Genomic DNA, 20,865 nt, shown 5'->3' with positions numbered 1-20,865 from the left:
TACAGGTGCATGCTGTTACGACGATATTACCCAGGACTTTCCTTTATGTACGTATACGATGAGCACGATCGGCAAATGATGGCCGAGCGGGTTGCACAATTCCGGGACCAGACCACGCGGGCACTGGCGGGAGAGCTGGCAGAGGACGAGTTTCTCCCTTTGCGTCTTCAGAATGGTCTTTACATTCAGAGACTTGCACCCATGCTGCGCATCTGTGTGCCCTATGGCATGCTGCGTTCTGTTCAATTGCGCCGCTTGGCCCGGATTACCCGGGATTACGACAAAGGCTACGCTCACTTCACAACGCGCCAGAACGTACAGCTCAACTGGCCAGACCTGGAAGACGTTCCCGACATTCTGGCGGAACTGGCTGAAGTTGAAATGCACGCCAACCAGACCAGCGGAAACTGCATCAGAAACACGACAACAGACCAGTTTGCGGCTGTTCAATCGGACGAATTGGTGGATCCACGGCCCTACTGTGAAATCATTCGGCAGTGGTCGACCTTTCATCCGGAATTCGCGTTTCTGCCCAGGAAGTTCAAAGTTGCCGTAAATGCCTCTGAGCAAACTGACAGAGCCGCCATCCGGGTGCACGATATAGGGCTCCAAATTGTTCGTAATGAAGCTGGCGAGCTTGGATTCCGGGTGCACGTCGGTGGCGGTCTTGGCCGCACCCCAATGGTGGCCCCTGTTATTCGTGAATTCCTGCCGGAACTCGACCTTCTTACCTATCTTGAAGCTGTTCTCAGGGTCTACAACCGATATGGTCGCCGCGATAACAAGTTCAAGGCCCGCATCAAGATTCTGGTTAAAGCTTTGACGCCGGAAGGTTTTGCGGAGAAAGTCGAAACCGAATGGGCTCACATCAAGGATTCACCGACCAGGCTGACGCCTGAGGCCATTGAACGCATTCAGGGCTACTTCACCGAGCCTGATTATGCGGCGCTGGATAATGCAACCGACCTGCTTGCACAGCAAAGGTTCGAAAATCGTGGCTTTGATCAGTGGCTACAGCACAACGTGGACACTCACAAGAAGCCGGGCTACGCCATTGTTTCTCTGACCATGAAAAAAACCGGCACCCCACCGGGAGACGTTACTGACCGACAGCTTGAGCAAATTGCGGATCTTGCAGATGAGTTCAGCTTTGGAGAAGTACGAGTAACGCACCAGCAGAACGTGGTATTGGCAGATGTGCCCCAGAATCGACTTCTGGAGCTTTGGCAGGAGCTTGGCCCAATGGGTTTCGGCACAGCCAACCTGAATACGCTGACGGACATTATTTGCTGCCCGGGCGGCGATTTCTGCGCCTTGGCCAATGCCAAGTCCATCCCTGTGGCTGACGCGATTCAGCGCCGTTTTGATAATCTTGATTTCCTGTACGACCTTGGCGAAATCGATTTGAATATTTCGGGCTGCATGAACGCCTGTGGCCATCACCACGTCGGCAACATTGGTGTTCTGGGTGTCGACAAGAAGGGCCAGGAGTTCTATCAGGTGAGTCTCGGTGGCTCATCGCAGCATGATGCATCAATCGGAAAAATATTGGGGCCATCCTTTGCCCAGGATGACATGCCCGATGTGATCGCCAAGATCATTGATGTTTACGTAAACAAGCGCACGGATGAGGAATCTTTCCTGGATACTTATCGTCGTGTTGGAATCGATCCTTTCAAGGAGCGGGTTTATGCCTGACATTATTTTCCGGGATGGCAGCATCCGTCAGAACCAGTGGGTTGTGGTTCCCCGTCCTGATAGTGGCGAATCGCTGAACATCCCTGGCCACCAACGCGCACTTATCCCGGCCGATCTCTGGCTGGCAGGTCGTGAGCACTTTGTTGGCAGAGAGGATATTGGCGTGTGGTTTGACAGCCATGATGAGCCCGAGATTCTGGCTGATCATGTGAATGAGCTACCGTTGATCGCTGTAAACTTCCCCAAGTTCAGCGATGGCCGGGGTTACAGCATTGGCCGTTTGCTGAGGGAGCGCTTCGGGTTTAAAAATGAGCTGCGGGCGATTGGAGATGTGCTATTGGATCAACTTCAGTTTATGAAGCGTTGCGGCTTTGATACTTATGAGCTGCGGCCCGATAAGGATATCCGCAAGGCGGCGCGATCTCTGAACTTCTTCAGTCAGGGGTATCAAGCTGCTACGGATACGGATTTGCCTTTGTTTCGGCGTCGGGCTTCTTAGGTTTCTGGCCCGGAACCCGGAGTCTGCTACCAGAACGGGGCCAGTAGTCAAAACACGCTGTGAATACGTCCGTGTACGCTTGGCTCCGCCACACATGGCTACGCACAGTTTTGACTACTGGCCCCGCTCTGGCAGCTTCAGCTTAGGCGTTTCAGATCGCGTGATCCAGGACGATTTTTCCCGCTGACTCGCCTTTCAGGAACGCCTTCAGCGCGCCATCAAGGTCAGCACGGCCAATTCGTTTCGCAGAAGCTTCGGCCTTCGGGCATTTCCAGTCACCCGCAAACTTTTTCCACACAGCTTCTTTTTCTGCCAGCGGAATTTCCACCGAATCTACACCCAACAGGTTCACACCACGCAAGATGAACGGGAGAACCGTGGTCTGGAGCTGGGGGCCAGCCACCAGGCCGCAGCAGGAAACGGAGCCGCCGGGTAGTATCTGCTTCAGCAGTTCAGCAAGGGGCGCGCCACCAACGGTATCCACAGCGTTGCCAAATACCGGTTTCAGCATCGGTTTCTTGTCTTCCGCCAGTGCATCTCGCCCAACGACCTCACTAGCACCTAGCTCTTTCAGGCTGTCTTCGTGATCGGCTTTGCCACTGATCGCGACGACGTCGAAGCCGAGCTTTGCGAGGAGTTCTACGGCAACGCTGCCAACTGCACCTGAGGCGCCGGAAACGGCTACTTTGCCCTGCTCTGGCCTGGCACCCATGGTAAGAAGCTTTTGTACACACAGACCTGCTGTAAGGCCAGCGGTGCCGTAGATCATTGCCGTGCTGGCACTCCAGCCGCTTGGCATGGGTACGCACCATGCAGAGGGAACACGGATGTATTCACCAAAACCACCAGCGGTGCCCATCCCCAGGTCATAGCCGGTCACAATAACCGGGCTACCAACAGCAGGTGTTCCGGTTGCGGATTCAACGACTTCCCCAGCGGCATCGATGCCCGGCGTGTGCGGGAACGTGCGTGTTACACCTTTATTGCCTGAGGCCGAGAGTGCATCTTTATAGTTGAGAGAAGAATGACTGACCTTTATCAGCACCTCACCCTCAGGGAGATCTTTGGTGCCAAGGGTCTGTTCGGCGCCTTTATAGTCGCCATCCTGCTCTTCAACACGCCAGGCTTTATATTGGGTATTGTTCGTCATGATTTTCCCCGCTTGCTATTGGCTATTGGATTTTCTGGTTGCGAAATGCACTCAGGACTCTCCATACCGTGTGTTCGAGCGCTGCACTGGTTGCCAGCCCTAGTTTCTCGGGAAGGGTGCGTTTGCGCTGGAATGAGACAGAGACTACATCTGCCCTGTCGCAGGCTTCAATGAGATATTCGTCGGAGGTTTTGATCTCGTCGATCAGCTTCACATCCAGCGCCCGCTTTCCGAACCAGATGTCTCCGGTAGCCACAGCGGCTATGTCGAGTTCAGGCCTGCGTTCACTGACGTAATCCTTGAACAAGCCATGTGTGTCTTCCAGATCGTCGAGAAATTTCTGCCGGCCTTTATCGGTATTTTCACCGAAGATGGTCATCGTACGCTTGTGCTCACCGGCGGTCAGTATTTCAAAGTCGACGTTATTCTTCTTGAGCAACCGATGGAAATTGGGCAGCTGCGCTACAACACCAATAGAGCCTAATACAGCGAATGGCGAAGCGATAATCTTGTCGGCAACGCAAGCCATCATGTAACCGCCGCTTGCAGCCACTTTATCGACACAGGCCGTAAGGTGGATGCCTTTGCTGCGGATCCTGTCGAGTTGTGCCGCGGCAAGGCCATAGGCGTGCACCAAACCTCCACCGCTCTCGAGACGAATCACGACCTCATCTTTACCTGGCTCAGCAACGCTGAGTACTGCAGATATAGCGCGGCGAAGCGGATCTGTGTCGCTGGCCTTAATGTCGCCGTCAAAATCCAGTACATAGATGCGTTTCGGCGCGGCTTCAGGGGCGTCCACGTCGGTTTTCTTTGCTTTATCGGCTTTCTTTTCGGCTTTGTCTTTTTTCTTTTTTGCCTTGCTCCACGCTTTCTGCTCATGCTCTGACATGAGTCGCGCCTGAATGGACTCGCGCAGTTTGCGGTATTTCTCGTTGAGCTTGCGGACTTGCAGCTCGCCGTCGTCTTCGTGGTCACCCTTCTCTTTCTGGGTAGCAGAGACAATAATAGACACGACCACAATTGCTGCAATAACAAAGGTAATCACTTTAGCCAAAAACAAACCGTAATCCGTCAGGAACTCCAAATCGCTTCTCCAGCCAGTTAAGCAAGCACGAGAGTGTAACTTACCGAAACTCTAGTGATAAGCAGAGCATAAAAATTAAAACAAGCGTTCGATCGAGCTTGACAGTGATTCAGTCTCCCCATAAAGTCGAAAGGCGAAGTCGGCTCTACCCGGCTGCCGCCAAGGCTTTAAAAGCCAGGCACGTAAAGCCGCCACCATGACAAGACAACCACCACAAAGGGTAAAATAATGTCTGTAGATCAAATCTTTCAAAAACTCGAGCAGAATTTCAACGCAGACGCAGCTCAGGGCCTCGATCTGGTTTTCCAATTTGACATCGAAGATGACAAGACCCACCACCTGGTCATCAAAGACGGAACATGCACGCTGCATGAAGGCCCTCACGCCGACCCTTCCGTAACGCTGATCATGAACTCCGAAACCCTGCAAGGTATTGTTTCCGGCGAAACTGACGGCATGCAGGCTTTCATGGCTGGGCAGCTGCGCGCTGAAGGCGACATGATGCTGGCTACCAAGCTGGGTGAGCTGTTCAACATGGGCTGATCAGCCCCGCTGAGCTCAAAAAAAACCCGCGTACAATGCGGGTTTTTTGCTATCTGGCACTTCCCCAGCGGGTCTAAAGGTTACAAGCCGACATCATCCAGCGATGACTCCGCCAATCTGAGCAAATCTGCGTTGCTCTCCTCTCGTTTACCAATACTTTCGATATAGTACTCAAGCGATGTCAGGGCATCCGCCAGTGCTTCCAGAACCTGGGTTTCAGGTGCTTCACGCGCATCCAGTAACCGCTCCTGTATCGAAGCTGCAACACGCTCAAGCACGTGCGCTGCTCCAGAGTCGCTCACCATCTGTAACCCACCCCAGATACTGTGCAAGGTTGCGGGCAGATTGGCGAGATGGAGCTTGTCATAATCCGATTCCACAAACGCAGTGATGGCGCGCTTGGCAAGCGTCAAAGCACCCCGTGCCTCGTCCGCAACCACGTATACCGCTTCTCTTAAATAGATGGATTCTTCACAGCTACGCTCACTTCCCGCCAGCGCATCGGTTTCTGACGTGATGCCGCGACTGACGATCTGCATAACGGCGTCTTCGATACCAAGTACAGAATCCGCAAGGCGGAATAATTCGTCTTCACCGGGCAGTCGGGATTCTGCTTCCCATGCTCGTAGCCTTACGGCTTCTTCGCGGGCAATCGTTGCTAGCCGATTCAGGTCGAGCATAACCAGAGTGTTGCCGAGACGCTCAAGAGTATCGGCAATGGATGACAGCTCAGCCAGATCCGGTTCAATACCGCGCTCAATAATATCTAGCTTGTCTTTGAGCTGATTCAACTCGTCCTGCAAGGCTTCGGAGAGGGATTTCAGCACATCTGTGCCCGGACCGTAGAGACGGCGGGAATGAGCTTCAAGAATGGAATCGGGAAACTCCGCAGGCGTCAAATGGAACGCGGAAAGAACCTCCTTAACTTCAGGGTTTGCGGAGCCGCTACGGTAAAGCAGGTAAACCAGATCTCGAATGAGGGAGTCCGGCGCATCTTTGGCGGTAGCCACTTTGCCGACATAAACCACTTCCCGCGCGTATTTTTCGATCCGCATGAACAAACGCTTGCGAGCTTTGGTAAAAATCATCGCACGGTCCAGCATGGTATCTGCTGCGATAGCAACGAGGCACCACATTTGACCCATTGGAGCTCCCTGGCACAGGCGGACAAAACCCCGTGCTGAGCGACCGAAAAGTTTCTGACTAACCACAGGGTTCCGGTCACGTAGCAAACCCAGCAGCGCAACCTGAAAGGTCAGGCGCATACGCCGGGCAACAATTTCGTAGTCTGCTTCATTGCCTTCGAAGGCAGCAACCGACAAGCTGCCACAAAAGTCCGGCCGTTCCTTTACATCAACCTCAAAAAAGCGGGATTCGGGATAGGGCTTCTCACGGCGAGCTTCGCGAAGTTCGTTGATGACCGGCAGCAAGAGTTCCGGGTGATCTTCTCGCTGCTGGTGGTAATACTCGACGTAACGACGAAGAATAAATAAGGCGTTGCTCAGCGTCGTCAGGAGGATATTTTTATCGTCGTTTGCACCAACAGGCACATCATTGGCCATGGTGACCGCTTCCTGGCACAGCAGTGTGCCGCCACGAAGCTCTACCAGAATAAAAATACCGCGAAGTTGGTTCAGATAATCCAGACAATTTTGCAGGTCTTCCCCACTCTCTCGATTTTCCTGAAAGCGTTCAAGACTGGATTCAGCCTGTTTGATGGTCTGCTCTATTTCACTTTTGACCAGATCAAACGACTGCGATTTAGTCGCCAGAGACGATTGAACCATACAACGCTTCCTGTTAATCCGCGGAGAACTACGACCACGTCTTCCATGTGAGCTATAGCCTGCCAAAGACCTATGCCAGACCTTTTTATTATGAGTCGGTTTTCCTCTCCGACTAATGTACGCACCCGAAAAACTGGCGTACTAATCATTACTTATAACATAAAACTCAAGTACCTCAATAAAGCTGGAATGTAACAATTGGTACAGGCAGACACAGTTCTCATTCTGCGCCTTCAAGTTTGCTCCAGACGGTTCCTCCAGCCTTTTTTTCAAGAGTGGACATGAAAGCCTCATGCGCCTCGTTCTCAGCTTCAGTGGGCCGTACAACCGCCAATGCAGGCCTCTCTGCGCTCAGCCTGCGAATCCCGCTTACACCACCACCGTTTTCAGAACCGGCATCCAGGGACAAGTCGGTTTGTCCGCCGGTAAGCAGCAGGTATACGTCCGCCAGAATCTCCGCGTCCAGCAGTGCGCCGTGCAGTTCCCGGTTACTGTTATCAACGCCATAGCGTTTGCACAACGCGTTCAGGTTGTTCTTTTGTCCCGGGTGCTTAGCCCTGGCAATTGCCAGGGAATCCACAACACCACAATGATCAGCAGTTTTTCGTACCGGCTTGATTCGACCAAATTCGGAATCCATAAAGCCCACGTCAAACGCGGCGTTGTGAATGACAAGTTCGGCGCCTTTTATGAACTCAAAAAACTCGTCTGCTATCTCTGCAAATTTTGGCTTATCTACAAGAAATTCGTTGGTAATCCCGTGAATGGTAATGGCTTCTGCTTCAACTTCTCGTTCAGGGTTGATATAGACATGGTAATTACGCCCCGTGGGCTGGCGCTCCATCATCTCCACACAGCCTATCTCGATGATCCGGTGTCCCTCTGCCGGATCAATACCTGTTGTTTCTGTGTCCAGTACAATCTGTCTCATAATATTCACACCGGTTCGGGATTGAATCGTGTTCAGCTACGGGTTAATTCGTCAACACCCTTGTTGGCAAGCTCATCTGCGAGCTCGTTATCCGGGACACCTGCATGGCCTTTTACCCAATGCCAGTTAACCTTATGATTTGCGGTTTCAGAATCAAGTTCCCGCCACAGGTCATCGTTTTTCACCGGTTTTTTCGCCGATGTTTTCCAGCCGTTGCGTTTCCAACCTGAAAGCCACTCGGTAATGCCTTTGCGCACGTACTGGGAATCTGTATACAGCTCAACCTCGCAGCCACGTTTCAAGGCCTTCAAGCCCTGGATGGCAGCCATCAGTTCCATACGATTATTGGTGGTTTGGCGCTCGCCGCCATGCATCGTTTTCAGGGCATTGCCGTAACGGAGCACGACACCCCATCCGCCAGGCCCCGGATTGCCTTTACAGGCTCCATCGGTATACAGAATTACCTTCTCGGACATTGAAACTCCTGCATGTATATAGGTATAGCCTGCTCCAAATGGCAGTTCAGTCTTCGGGGTGGTTCAGGTTTTGCGGCGGGCAACCTCTGGATGCACTAACGGTTCCGGTTCCCGGTATTCCCATAACGTTATTCTGACGCCATGCGTGCCGCCTTGGAATGCGGGCAGATACCCTTTTTTTCGCAAGGATACAGTAATACGCTCCGACTGGCAGGAGCCCATTACCGGTCAGGCGATCACCAATCCTGCCTGAGGCTTTACGACCGCTGCGCTGCAGAGGCAAACGGAAAAACCTTGTCACTGACACGTCAACCTGGAAGCCCAACAGATGGAGCCAGTCCTCCATGCGCCCGCGCGAGAGAAAACGCCCTCCCCATGGCCCTGCGTGATGTCGCGAAATCAACCTGCGCGCGCCCCAGGCACTTAAAGGATTAAAACCAACAAGAGCGATCATCCCCTCGCCTCGCAATACCCGGGTTGCCTCCCGGAGCGCCTGGTGAGGGTATGATGAAAAGTCGGCAGTATGATGCAGCACAACCAGGTCCATGGAATCACCGGGAAATGGCAATTCGTCCGCATCGCAAACAACAACCCCATCGGGAATGCTTGTAAACCACTTTGGCGTAGTCATCACTTTCTGCGAAAAATCTGTGCCGTTGGTAAGTGGTATGCGATGGCTAACGCTCACCTGGAGCTGTCTGGCACCCGTCAGAGAGGCAAGCTTTTGGTCCAGGAAACGACGTTGATCCGCCAGCATCGAGCGGCCAAGAGGCGTCTGGAACCAGTTTTCAAAGCTCTCGAGGCGGGACGGATAATCAACACTCTGGCTTTTCTTCACACTGCTTATACTCCCGCTTTAACAAAACCCTTCAAAACCCCTGGTCCGGAGGTTGTTGGGGCCATGAGCTTAATGCTCTATCATAGCAGCCACACTTGCCAAGCATAAACGGGGACATCTGATGCTCACCATCTCTGCCATCCCGGCGTTCAGTGATAACTATATTTGGTGCCTTGCAGACACCGACACGGGTAAGGCGCTGATTGTAGATCCGGGCCAGGCCAAGCCGGCACAGGATCATCTTGCAAAAAACGATCTCACTCTGGACACCATTCTGGTTACTCATCACCACCCGGATCATGTTGGCGGAGTCAAGACGCTGATCCAGGATTTCCCGGATTGCCGGGTAACCGGACCCGCCGAATCGCCGTTTAAAGGCAACACAAACAATGTCCGTCCCGGCGATGAAGTTGTATGGGAGCGCGTCACGTTTCAGGTATTGAGTGTCCCGGGGCACACGCTGGATCACATAGCGTTCTTTACCGATGTCGAGATTGCTGGCCGCCCCGCCCTATTTTGTGGCGACACCCTTTTCGTGTGTGGCTGCGGTCGCCTGTTTGAAGGCACGGCAGCTCAGATGCTTGAGTCGCTTAAGTCCATACGTGCACTCCCTGGGAATGCTGCCGTCTACTGCGCACACGAATACACTCTGGCAAATCTCCGCTTTGCCCGAAGCTGGCTGCCGAATGACAACGAACTCGAAGCCTTCGAGCGCCATTGCCAAACCCTCAGGGAGAGCGGCAAACCAACGGTACCCTCGATACTCGAAGATGAAAAACGGTTGAACCCGTTCCTGCGTTGGGATGACCCTGTCGTTGTGAGTGCAGCAAAACAGTACGGCGCCAGACAAGGCCTGCCCACAGATTCAGACAGCGACATCTTTGCAGCTATAAGGCACGGCAAGGATAATTTCTGAACGGTTAACAATTCCTCTCACCGCCGTAACGAGAGGTTTCTTGACCGTTGGAAACGAGCTCCCATAGAATCATTTAACTTTTTGCTCGTAACTCATTAAATATGCCGGGTTTTCAAACATGACCCCGGTCACAACCCAGAGTCGGACATCGCCTATGCCGGTTAAACGATTGCCCCTTCTGCTCTTCATTGGTGCATTGACAAGTGGCTGCAGCACTTTTGATTTATCAGCTGAGGTGGCGCCGAAAAACCCTCTTGATTCGGACGAGGTGACGCTCGCAGCCGGCGATGAAGGTCTCAAGGAATCGGTAGAAACAGGTGAAGACAGTGATGCTGTTCGTGATGAACCACTTGATGATGCCATGGCTCCTGAACTCAAGGCTGCAGCACGCGAAGCCCGGGAAAAGCTTGATAACCCCGAGCCGAAAACAGCCAGTGAAGAGCTCGCACAATCAGATTTATGGGTCCGTCTTCGAGCCGGTTTCGTCCTTGATCACGACGTCGACAGCAAGCGCGTCAGAGATCAACTGAACTGGTATGCAAAGCACCCGGGCTATATCAATCGCGTAGTCGAGCGCGGAAGCCGTTACCTGCATCATATTGTTAACGAAACCGAGGAGCGTGGGCTGCCAGCCGAGTTTGCATTGCTGCCCATCGTTGAAAGTGCCTTCGATCCCTTTGCCTATTCTCACGGCCGTGCTGCCGGCCTTTGGCAGTTTATCCCTTCAACCGGTAAGTATTTTGGCCTCACCCAAAGCTGGTGGCACGATGAGCGCCGCGATGTGATTGCGGCTACGGACGCAGCGCTCACCTATCTGGACCGACTATCCAACCGCTTTGGCGGTGACTACACTCTTGCCCTGGCTGCCTATAACAGCGGCGGCGGTACGGTTTCCAGCGCTATGCGACGGAACCGGAAAAGCAACAAGCCTGAGGACTTCTGGTCGCTTCAGTTGCCGCAGGAAACCCGACATTACGTTCCAAAGCTGATAGCCCTCGCGAAAATATTCGATAACCCCGAAGCTTACGGTGTTGAGCTCCCGGCTCTGATAGATGCGCCATATTTCGATATCGTTGAAACCGGCGGGCAACTGGACCTGGCCCAGGCTGCAGAACTCGCGGGCGTTGATATTGACGAAATATACCTTCTTAATCCTTCCTATAATCGCTGGGCCACCTCACCAGACGGCCCACATCGGCTACTCGTGCCCCATCAGAATGCCGAGGCCTTTCGCACCGCGTTGGCTGAGATCCCGGCTGCAAAGCGCGTTTCATGGCGCAATTATGTGGTCAAGTCCGGAGACAGTCTGAATACAATCTCCCGGAAATTTTCGACAACACCAGCGGTGCTGCAACAGGTCAACAAACTTAATACTGACCTCATCCGTATTGGTCAGCGCCTGATGATACCTTCCGCCTCCCAGAACTCCGACACATACGCTCTCAGCGCATCCAAGCGGCTCGAGCGTAAACAGGAGAAAAAGCGTGCTGGTAACAAGCTTAGATATACCGTTCGCCGTGGCGATACTTTTTGGGACATTGCCAGAGAGCATCGGGTTTCTGTACGCCAGGTCGCTGCCTGGAACGGCATGGCTCCGGGAGACCCACTGATGCCCGGTAAAGAACTGGTCATCTGGTCCAAGACCACACAGCCTACACTTGCATCTGCCGAAGGAGCCCGTGGTAAAGCCATGGTTCGTAAAGTCGGATATCGGGTTCGCAAGGGCGACTCCCTTGCGCGCATCGCCAACCGTTTTTCGGTGAATGTGCGAGACATTGCAAGCTGGAACGATCTGAACACCTCGCGTTATCTTCAACCGGGGCAAAGTCTGGTACTCTACGTCGACATCCGGAACAGCCCGTAGGATCAGCCATTCACGGTGCCGGAACTTTCAGTAACTATAAGAATCATAAAGAATTAGCGGACAAGAGCGGCGGGCAGGATGCCCGCCGTGCCGGCCTGAAACTCCAGAACGTGCGAGACCCATGACAAGAATTCTTATTGCTTCACGTCTTACATCCTTTTTTGCAAGCTTGGCCCTGCTGGCTTCCCCCGGTGTTCTTCTTGCCAGTAACACAGCGGCTGATTCGTCTGCGCCGCAAGTAGAGGCTGTTCACGGCATTGCAATGCACGGGGAACCCCGATACCCGGAAGGATTCAGTCATTTCGACTACATAAACCCCGACGCGCCCAAAGGCGGCACACTGAAAATGGCCGTGGTGGCGAATGGCTTTGACTCCTTCAATCCATTCGATATTCGCGGTGTTGCAGCGGCCGGGATTAGCAATTACCTCTACGACACCTTGCTTGAATACTCGGCAGACGAAGCTTTTTCCATGTACGGGCTCATAGCGGAGTCGCTGGAAACACCTGAAGATCGGAGCTATGTCGTGTTTAACCTGCGGCCGTCGGCGAGGTTTCAGGACGGTGAGCCCATTACCGCAGAAGATGTGAAGTTTTCCTTTGAAACCCTTACGACGAAAGGCCATCCGTTTTATCGGAACTATTATGCTGATGTGAGCAAGGTAACGGTTGAGAGCCCCCAACGGATTCGTTTTGATTTTCAGCAAACCAGCAACCGGGAACTGCCGCTTATTCTCGGCCAGATGCCGATTATGCCAGCCCATTACTGGAAAGACCGGGAGTTTGGCAGGAACGGCCTCACCCCACCCGTTGGTAGTGGCGCTTACCGGATTGGTTCTTTTGAAGCAGGCCGTTCCATCGTTTACGAACGGCTTGATGATTACTGGGCAAAGGACCTCGCCGTTCGCAAAGGGCGGTTTAATTTTGATCGCATTCGCTATGACTACTACACCGACGACACCGTTGCATTAGAGGCATTCAAAGCCGGCAGCTTTGATTTCAGAGCGGAAACGTCCGCCAAAAACTGGGCCACAGCCTATACCGGCGACAAATTCGACAACGGCACCATTATCAAAGAGGCTCTCGAACACCATCGCCCGACCGGAATGCAGGGTTTTGTGTTTAATACCCGCAAAGAGGTTTTCAGTGATCCACTAGTCCGGGAAGCTCTGACTTACGGCTTTGATTTCGATTGGACCAACAAAAATCTGTTTTTTGGTCAATATGCCCGCACCAACAGCTATTTCGAGAACAGCGAACTCGCTTCAACCGGCCTGCCATCCGGCCGGGAACTGGAAATTCTGAACGGTTATCGGGATCAACTGAGCGCGGATATTTTTACCAAGCCGTTTAAGGCACCGTCTACCGACGGTACGCAAGGGCTTCGAGCAAACCTGCGAACCGCTATGGAGCTGTTGCGGTCAGCCGGTTACGAAATTCGGAATGGCAAAATGGTGCATGCAGAAACAGGCAAGCCCCTGAAATTCGAGATGCTGTTGTTCCAGAAGACCTTCGAACGGGTTGTCCTGCCCTTCAAAAACAACCTGGAAAAGCTTGGTATTGACGTGTCTGTTCGCCTGGTGGACAGCAATCAATACGTCCAGCGAGTACGTGAATTCGACTTTGACATGATTACTCAGGTTTTCGGCCAGTCAGACTCCCCGGGGAACGAACAGCGCGAGTACTGGCACTCCTCTACCGTAAATGCCAACGGCTCCCGTAACTATGCTGGCGTAAGTGATCCTGTCGTTGACGAACTGGTGAACCTGGTTATACAGGCGCCAGACCGGGGGGAGTTGGTACAGCGTACCCGCGCTCTGGACCGGGTTCTGCTGAGCGGGCATTATGTGGTGCCTCACTGGCACCTGGCGAAAGATCGTGTGGCCTACTGGAGCTATCTCAAGCATCCCGAAACAACCCCAAAAAACGGTACCGACCTCGACAACTGGTGGGCTGAGCCCTGAGGAAGCTGCCGCTAAATGGGCATTTATATACTCCGGCGCCTGGCGCTGATTATTCCTACTCTCATCGGCATATTGCTGCTCAACTTCGTGATCGTTCAGGCGGCCCCTGGCGGACCGGTTGAGCAACTGATTGCAGAAATGGAAGGCCATGGCGGCAGCGCGCTCGCAAGGGCCACTGGCGGCGACACAGGTGGAGAAGTTTCCAGTGCTTCCGGGGATCGCCGCGGCTCCCGTGGCATTCCCGATGAAATGCTGAAAGAAATTGAAGTGATGTACGGCTTCGATAAACCGGCTCATGAACGTTTTTTCAAAATGATCAAGGACTACGCCACCTTTAATTTCGGCGATTCCTTCTTCCGGGAGAAAAGCGTTACCGAACTGATTCTGGACAAGATGCCCGTTTCTATCTCACTGGGGCTCTGGTCTACCCTCATTATCTACTTCATCTCTATCCCTCTGGGCATCCGCAAAGCGGTTTCCGACGGTTCCCGGTTTGATGTCTGGAGCAGTTCCGCCATTGTGATTGGCTATGCCATCCCGGGTTTTCTTTTTGCTATTCTGCTGATTGTGCTGTTTGCCGGCGGCAGCTACTTCGACTGGTTCCCCCTGCGCGGTCTTACCTCTTCGGACTTTGACCAGCTCGACTGGTATCAGCAAGTCGGGGACTATTTCTGGCATCTCGCGCTTCCGGTAACCGCCAACGTTATTGGCGGCTTTGCCACACTGACGCTGCTTACCAAGAATTCCTTTCTCGATGAGATTGGTAAGCACTATGTCGTGACGGCCAGAGCCAAAGGCCTGGACGAGAATCAGGTTCTGTACGGGCATGTGTTCCGTAACGCCATGTTGATTGTGATCGCAAGCCTGCCGGGAGTTCTCGTTTCCCTGTTCTTTACCGGATCCTTGCTAATTGAGGTCATTTTCTCACTGGACGGCCTCGGCCTGCTGGGCTTTGAAGCGGCTCTTAACCGGGATTACCCGGTTATTTTCGGCACCTTGTTTATATTCACGCTGATGGGTCTGGCCCTCAAACTGATCAGCGACATCACCTATGTGCTGGTAGATCCCCGCATAGACTTCGAAAGCCGGGAGGGAGCGTAACATGAAGGCGCTGACTCCCATTCAACAACGACGTTTGCGTAATTTCCGCAAAAACCGTCGGGGCTTTTGGTCTTTGTGGGTGTTTCTGGCGGTATTCGGGCTCACGCTCGTAGCAGAGCTGATCGCCAACGACAGACCGCTGGTGATCTCCTATCAGGACACGCTGTATTTTCCGGTAGTACAGACCGTGCCAGAGGAGACCTTTGGCGGCTTTCTCCCCACGGACGCAGATTACAGGGATCCATTCATTGCCGACGAGATCCTCGACAAGGGGTGGATGTTATGGCCACCGATCCGTTTCAGTTACGACACCATTAACTACGATCTTGATGTGCCCTCACCGCCCCCCCCCAGCGCCGAAAACTGGCTGGGGACAGATGATCAGGGGCGAGACGTAGCCGCCCGGGTAATTTATGGCTTTCGCATATCCGTACTGTTTGGTCTGACACTGACCATCGCCAGCTGCATTGTTGGCGTCATAGTGGGTGCTATACAGGGTTTTTACGGCGGCAAGATCGATCTGATCGGCCAGCGGTTTATCGAAATCTGGTCAGGCTTACCGGTGCTCTACCTCCTGATCATTCTCTCGGGTATCGTTCAGCCGAACTTCTGGTGGCTGCTCGGTATCATGTTGATGTTCAGCTGGATGGGTTTGGTGGATGTGGTACGAGCGGAATTTCTGAGAGCGCGGAATTTTGAATACGTGAAAGCGGCAAGGGCCCTCGGTCTCGATAACCGGAAGATCATGTTCCGCCACATCCTTCCCAACGCCATGGTGGCTACGCTGACGTTTTTACCGTTTATTCTGACCGGCGCAATTACCGGCCTTACCTCTCTGGACTTCCTTGGCTTCGGCTTGCCATCCGGCTCACCGTCGCTGGGTGAGCTGATCGCCCAGGGCAAAGCCAACCTTCATGCCCCCTGGCTGGGTATCTCGGCATTCGTTTCCCTCTCACTGATGCTGACCCTGCTCGTTTTCGTGGGCGAAGCCGTACGTGATGCCTTTGACCCCCGTAAAAGCGGATAAGAGCGAGCTGATATGAATGACTTGCTGGAGATAACCAATCTCACGATCTGCTTCAATCAGGGCGAGAAGGCTGTGGATTCCCTGTCTCTCAGCCTGCGAAAAGGTGAAACTCTGGCGCTCGTTGGTGAGAGCGGCTCAGGCAAATCCATCACGGCATTGTCAGTGCTGCGGCTGCTTGATGAACGCCATGCCAGCTATCCGAGTGGTGAGATCCGCTATCGCGGAGAAGATCTGCTGCAGGCGTCTGAGAAACGCTTACGCCAGGTTCGTGGCCGAGAGATCAGCATGATCTTTCAGGAGCCGATGACCTCTCTGAACCCGCTGCACAGTGTAGAAAAACAAATCAGCGAGACGCTGGAGCTTCACAAGGGGATGCGCGGCTCCCAAGCCCGGGAACGCTGTCTGGAACTGTTGCAGTTGGTTGGCATCGACAACCCTGAGAGCCGGCTTGGCGCCTACCCGCATCAGCTTTCAGGTGGTCAGAAGCAGCGGGTAATGATTGCCATGGCACTGGCCAATGAGCCTGACCTGCTGATAGCAGATGAGCCAACCACGGCGCTGGATGTTACGGTCCAGAAGCAGGTGCTGGAATTATTGCAGGGTTTGCAGCAGAAGTTGGGCATGGCGATTCTTCTGATTACCCATGACCTGACCATAGTACGTCACTATGCCAGCCGGGTTGCAGTCCTGGAACACGGAAAGCTGGTGGAGCAAGGACAAACCGCGGCTTTGTTCGCGTCACCCAACCACCCGTACACCCGCAAACTTCTGGATGCCGAGCCCCCGGAAGCTCCCCTTACCCAGCCCCGGAATGGAAAGCCTCTGCTGAACGTCAGTAATCTGGATGTACGGTTTCCGACTCGAAGAGGGTTGTTCGGCAAGGTAAAGGAATATTTTCACGCGGTGAAACGTGTCGATTTTTCCCTTGAGCGTGGCCAGACTCTCGGTATTGTGGGTGAAAGTGGTAGCGGAAAAACCACCATTGGCCATGCGCTTCTCAAGCTAACTACCAGCTCAGGCAGCATGAAACTGGATGGCCAAGAGCTCGCCGGGCTCGATCAAAGCGCTTTCCGGCCCTGGCGGCGCCGGATACAGATTGTTTTTCAGGATCCTTTTGGCAGCCTGAGCCCACGGATGTCCATTGCCGAAATTGTTCGGGAAGGCCTGGAAATACACGATCCGGAAAACGCTGAAACCCATGATCAGAAGGTCATAACGGCTCTGACCGATGTTGGGCTTGATCCTGAAGCAAGGCACCGCTACCCCCATGAATTCTCAGGGGGGCAGCGTCAACGCATCGCCATTGCCCGGGCATTGGTTCTTCAGCCAGACCTTATCATTCTGGACGAACCCACTTCCGCTCTGGATCGAACCGTTCAGAAGCAGGTTATCGAGCTGCTTCGGGATATTCAGGCGCGCTATGGTCTAAGCTATATCTTTATCAGCCATGATCTCGCCGTTGTCCGGGCAATCAGTCACCAGCTACTGGTACTCAGACAGGGGGCGATTGTCGAATACGGGGATGCCGGTGAAATCTTCCGGGCACCCGCAGAGCAGTACACACAAGAGTTACTTAACGCGGCGTTTTTCTACCAGTTGAAAGATGCCACCACCACTACGACTATTTGAGCGTTACTCCTGCCGGGATACTTCGGGGATAATGCACCAAAATCAGGAACACAGGGAGAACGACCCATGGGAATACTCAATGGCAAGAAAGCGCTGATCGTTGGCGTAGCCAGCAAACTGTCTATCGCATACGGCATTGCGGACGCCTTCGCTCGTGAAGGCGCGGAACTGGCCTTCACGTATCAGAATGAAAAGCTCAAACCAAGGGTAGAGAAGTTCGCTGACGGATGGGGCAGCAAACTTATCTTCCCGTGCGATGTTGCCAGTGATGAAGAAATTGAAAATGTGTTCAAGGAGCTGAACAAACACTGGGACAACATCGACATCATCGTTCACGCTGTTGGTTTTGCTCCGGGGCACGAACTCGATGGCAACTACGTTGATGTGACCACTCGTGAAGGCTTCAAGATCGCCCACGACATCAGTTCCTACAGCTTTGTGGCTCTGGCCAAGGGTGCACGTTCGATGATGCACGAGGGCAGCTCACTGCTGACTCTGAGCTACCTCGGCGCTGAAAAGGTTCTGCAGAACTACAACGTAATGGGGCTCGCCAAAGCGTCGCTGGAAGCCAACGTGCGCTATATGGCTGCAAGCCTTGGCCGCGATGGCATTCGGGTAAACGGCATTTCCGCAGGGCCGATCAGGACACTGGCAGCCTCTGGCATCAAGAGCTTCCGCAAGATGCTGGCGGAAAATGCGCGACGCGCACCCTTGCGCCGCAATGTGACCACCGACGAAGTGGGCAACGCTGCAGCCTTTCTGACCTCCGACATGGCCAGCGGTATTACCGGTGAAATCATGTACGTGGATGCCGGCTTCAACATTACCGGCATGGGCGAACTTGAAGAATCAGCAACCGAAGATTAAGTAATAAGGCAGGGAGCCTGGCATGGCTCCCTGCTCTCCTCTCGGATAACTTTTCGCGCCCTTCATCCCGAACCAGCCTGCAACTCGGCGTTCAGAGTGCTTCCATGGCGGACGCGACCGCTTCTGTCCATTCAACGTACGCAGTCTGCAGGCATTCAACAATTCTTACACCCACCAGATAGTCTGCGCCATTCGGACGACACCAGATCACTTCAATCGTCAGTCTGAAGGGCTCTGTCTCGTTGCCGAGCGAGACAGTAGCAGGGAACAAGGCGCCTGCGGCAAGCTGCTCTTCAGAGATCAAACGCAGACCACCTGTCGACAAGTCGCGAACGCCGCACACCAGTTCCCGCCCGGATGAATCTGGCACTCCGCGGGGTTCCGGATCACTAGCTTCCAGCTCCAGAGAAACTCGGGCGCGTGCCGTCAAACGGTAGTGCAACCGGTTGTCCTGCCCGCCGTACAGGTCATCTGATGTTCCAAATGTATAGTCAGTATCTTTCATGGCTGTTCCTGGTCGTTCAAGACTGTTCCTGGCTTATTGCTGTTCTCTCAATTCTTTCCGACACGAATGCGCCCCACCACACGGCTTAGCGTGTCATCAAACTCTGCTGCACCGCCCAGAACACGGATGCGTTCTTCAACGATACCCAGAACGAGTTCATCTTCCAGAAACTCGCGACGATTCAACCCCAACCGGTCCACAAAAATCAGCTTACGGGATGCGTTTGTGCGAACGGCAAGCTTGAGCCTGCCGGCTGAACTTTCGGGCTGCTCCGGCTCCACCAGTATCCAGCCACCAAGACCCAGCTCTGCCACCTGCTTTTGTGCAAGCGCTGTTCTTTCTCTGAGCAGGCGTTCGTGCTCAGCCTGTTCGTGCGCCAGACGTTGGCTTTCGATTTCCTGTTGCTCGCGATCGAGAGCTGCTTGCTGGGCGGCCTTCTGTTCCAGGCGTTTTAATTCCACAGCTTCTCTTTCTCGCCGTAGCGCGTCGGCCCTTGCTCGGGCGGCCTCCGCGGCTTGTTCACGCTTTTTACGCTGTTTTTCAAACGCCCGGGTCAACAGTTCAACGGTTTCGCCAAGTACCTCGCCAAAGGGTGTCTGATCCGGTAACGGACGAATACGACCTGCAGCTTTGGCCTGACAGAACTCAGGCCAAAGCTGCAGGCCAAGCTTTACCCCCGTGCCATTGGTCCAGAGGATTTCTCCGGTGTCTTCAAGCAGAGCAAAAAAATAGCGGCGCTGTTCCTCTGCACCTTCACCCTCAACGAACCAACCGCCTTCAAAGGGCTGAAACTCAGCTCGCGGGGGCGCTTCGAAAGTGAGCCAAGCCGGGTTCCAGGGGAAGCTTGCAGCATCCGGTAAGGCGTCAACCAGATTGGGCGTTTCTCCACGCAATCTTGACATCATGACGGTACCGATGCCTGCCAGCGCGTTAGGTGTCAGGGGGTGATCAAACACGCGGCTCCACACGTCCACCAGTCGGTCGCCGATTTGCTCACCCACATGATACAACCGGTCTCTGTCCTTGTCGGAAAGCGAGGGGTCGCCCACCCAAACCAGCCACTCAAGGAGCTTGCTGCCATGCCTGCAGGTTTCACCGTTCACTCCGGCCTCCCACACAGCCTGTTTCAGCAACCTTTGCCAGTGATCAAAAACAAAATGCAGTACAGGCTGCGGCAGCTTCCGTCCCTTCAGAGCTCGCCCGATAAGCGCTCTTGAGGTTTGATCCGCCCGCCTTTGGCGAGCTGCACCCTGCTCCGTCTCCAACAGCCTCTGACGCAGTCTGCCGACCTGCGCATTGCGCCGGACGGAGTCGTCCTGCCATTGCTTACAAAACGCATCGACAGTATCGGTCGTGCCCGAATCAAAACTTGCAGAAACGGCGACAACGAGTGCGTCCAGTTGCTCCAGCAGTGCCTTGGATGAACGCCCGCCGGAGTCACTCCAGCCACGCCATTCCTGAAAGCCGTCGAGCCATAGAAGTAATGAATCACTAAATGCCCGATGACCTTCGAGATTCATGCGCCAGGCGAGGTAAAATCGCAACCGCGCGATGCGCTGGGCCAATGCGGTGTGCAGGCCGCTGGTTTTGAGGAATACGTCCATAATGCGATCGGCGACATAGGCCGCGTTGATCTGGCGCACCGACCAGTCAAGATTCAATGAGCGAATAACATGGGTTACACGCTCATTGCGTTGCTCCGTCCAGCATGAAAACAGCAGCGGTTGCCAGTCACTTATAGTCTCTGGTGCAAGTTTCCCAACGGGGTAAGGCAGGTCGGGAACTCGAATACCGGCAAGCACACAGTCAATTTTATCGGCAACAGCCTTGCGCGAGGCCATCTGGTGCGACTTCGGCCTGTTTTGTGACATCCAATCCCCGTGCTCAAGAAGCGTTGAAAAGGCCCACCAAATAAAGCAGTATAACGAACTCGTCGGGGTTGGCCACATCTGGGTCCGGCGCTATTGTAACGATAAGATTCGGG

General features: G+C 53.9%; 18 protein-coding genes. 10 read left to right on the top strand and 8 right to left on the bottom strand.

All coding sequences use genetic code 11. The annotated features are described in order from the left end of the window. The first annotated feature begins 45 nt into the window (after positions 1-45). Entirely contained in the window at positions 46-1,698 is a 1,653-nt protein-coding gene (locus tag FFI90_RS04680) for a nitrite/sulfite reductase (protein WP_144776741.1), read from the top strand. Continuing rightward, entirely contained in the window at positions 1,691-2,197 is a 507-nt protein-coding gene (locus FFI90_RS04675) for a DUF934 domain-containing protein (protein ID WP_144776740.1), read from the top strand. The genes FFI90_RS04680 and FFI90_RS04675 overlap by 8 nt, the downstream gene beginning before the upstream one ends. Positions 2,198-2,348: 151 nt before the next feature. On the opposite strand, the gene FFI90_RS04670 is transcribed toward FFI90_RS04675, so the two are convergent. Further along, on the bottom strand, positions 2,349-3,347 hold the full coding sequence (locus tag FFI90_RS04670) for a YhdH/YhfP family quinone oxidoreductase (protein WP_144776739.1): 999 nt from the start codon (positions 3,345-3,347) through the stop codon (positions 2,349-2,351). A 22-nt stretch (positions 3,348-3,369) separates the two neighbouring features. Further along, positions 3,370-4,434 carry a protease SohB gene (gene sohB, locus FFI90_RS04665; RefSeq protein ID WP_144776738.1) on the bottom strand — a complete coding sequence of 355 codons (1,065 nt, stop codon included), beginning with the start codon at positions 4,432-4,434 and terminating at the stop codon, positions 3,370-3,372. 228 nt (positions 4,435-4,662) lie between these two features. On the opposite strand from sohB, the gene FFI90_RS04660 reads away from it, so the two are divergent. After that, positions 4,663-4,977: an SCP2 sterol-binding domain-containing protein gene (locus FFI90_RS04660; protein WP_144776737.1), complete on the top strand. Its 315-nt coding sequence runs from the start codon at positions 4,663-4,665 to the stop codon at positions 4,975-4,977. An 80-nt stretch (positions 4,978-5,057) separates the two neighbouring features. Here FFI90_RS04660 and FFI90_RS04655 read toward each other — a convergent pair whose 3' ends face one another. The 4 genes from FFI90_RS04655 to FFI90_RS04640 all read right to left on the bottom strand — a co-directional run bounded on the left by FFI90_RS04655 (position 5,058) and on the right by FFI90_RS04640 (position 9,009). Further along, the gene (locus FFI90_RS04655; RefSeq protein WP_144776736.1) at positions 5,058-6,764 is read right to left on the bottom strand and encodes a FimL-related protein; all 1,707 of its coding nucleotides are present in this window, start codon (positions 6,762-6,764) and stop codon (positions 5,058-5,060) included. Between the two features lie 220 nt (positions 6,765-6,984). Then, positions 6,985-7,695 (bottom strand): DNA polymerase III subunit epsilon, encoded by a 711-nt coding sequence (gene dnaQ / locus FFI90_RS04650; protein ID WP_144776735.1) that lies wholly within the window; start codon positions 7,693-7,695, stop codon positions 6,985-6,987. A gap of 32 nt (positions 7,696-7,727) precedes the next feature. Then, complete coding sequence (gene rnhA, locus FFI90_RS04645; protein ID WP_144776734.1) at positions 7,728-8,171, bottom strand: ribonuclease HI; 444 nt, start codon at positions 8,169-8,171, stop codon at positions 7,728-7,730. 46 nt (positions 8,172-8,217) lie between these two features. Further along, the gene (locus FFI90_RS04640; RefSeq protein WP_144776733.1) at positions 8,218-9,009 is read right to left on the bottom strand and encodes a class I SAM-dependent methyltransferase; all 792 of its coding nucleotides are present in this window, start codon (positions 9,007-9,009) and stop codon (positions 8,218-8,220) included. Positions 9,010-9,130: 121 nt separating this feature from the next. Here FFI90_RS04640 and gloB point away from each other — a divergent pair, with 121 nt between their 5' ends. From gloB to FFI90_RS04605, 7 genes are all read left to right on the top strand, one after another. Next, positions 9,131-9,925, top strand: coding sequence for a hydroxyacylglutathione hydrolase (gloB, locus tag FFI90_RS04635; RefSeq protein ID WP_144776732.1), 795 nt, complete (start codon positions 9,131-9,133; stop codon positions 9,923-9,925). A 154-nt stretch (positions 9,926-10,079) separates the two neighbouring features. After that, a complete protein-coding gene (locus tag FFI90_RS04630) occupies positions 10,080-11,789 on the top strand; it encodes a lytic transglycosylase (protein ID WP_144777222.1) in 1,710 nt (569 codons plus the stop codon). Positions 11,790-11,910: 121 nt separating this feature from the next. Continuing rightward, on the top strand, positions 11,911-13,752 hold the full coding sequence (locus FFI90_RS04625; RefSeq protein WP_144776731.1) for an extracellular solute-binding protein: 1,842 nt from the start codon (positions 11,911-11,913) through the stop codon (positions 13,750-13,752). 15 nt (positions 13,753-13,767) lie between these two features. Then, a complete protein-coding gene (locus FFI90_RS04620) occupies positions 13,768-14,853 on the top strand; it encodes a microcin C ABC transporter permease YejB (protein ID WP_144776730.1) in 1,086 nt (361 codons plus the stop codon). Between the two features lies 1 nt (position 14,854). Further along, a complete protein-coding gene (locus FFI90_RS04615) occupies positions 14,855-15,880 on the top strand; it encodes an ABC transporter permease (RefSeq protein WP_144776729.1) in 1,026 nt (341 codons plus the stop codon). A gap of 12 nt (positions 15,881-15,892) precedes the next feature. Next, positions 15,893-17,509 (top strand): ABC transporter ATP-binding protein, encoded by a 1,617-nt coding sequence (locus tag FFI90_RS04610; protein ID WP_144776728.1) that lies wholly within the window; start codon positions 15,893-15,895, stop codon positions 17,507-17,509. A gap of 66 nt (positions 17,510-17,575) precedes the next feature. Beyond that, positions 17,576-18,376: an enoyl-ACP reductase FabI gene (locus tag FFI90_RS04605; RefSeq protein WP_144776727.1), complete on the top strand. Its 801-nt coding sequence runs from the start codon at positions 17,576-17,578 to the stop codon at positions 18,374-18,376. Positions 18,377-18,467: 91 nt separating this feature from the next. Here FFI90_RS04605 and FFI90_RS04600 read toward each other — a convergent pair whose 3' ends face one another. Both FFI90_RS04600 and FFI90_RS04595 read right to left on the bottom strand, forming a co-directional pair. Then, a complete protein-coding gene (locus FFI90_RS04600; protein WP_144776726.1) occupies positions 18,468-18,881 on the bottom strand; it encodes a PilZ domain-containing protein in 414 nt (137 codons plus the stop codon). Between the two features lie 47 nt (positions 18,882-18,928). After that, entirely contained in the window at positions 18,929-20,752 is a 1,824-nt protein-coding gene (locus FFI90_RS04595) for a DUF1631 family protein (protein ID WP_144776725.1), read from the bottom strand. Between the last annotated feature and the right edge of the window lie 113 nt (positions 20,753-20,865).

This window comes from Marinobacter maritimus (genome assembly GCF_007671675.1).
GTDB lineage: Bacteria > Pseudomonadota > Gammaproteobacteria > Pseudomonadales > Oleiphilaceae > Marinobacter > Marinobacter maritimus.
Note: the sequence above shows the minus strand (reverse complement) of the source record. Positions and strands in the feature narration are given on the sequence as shown.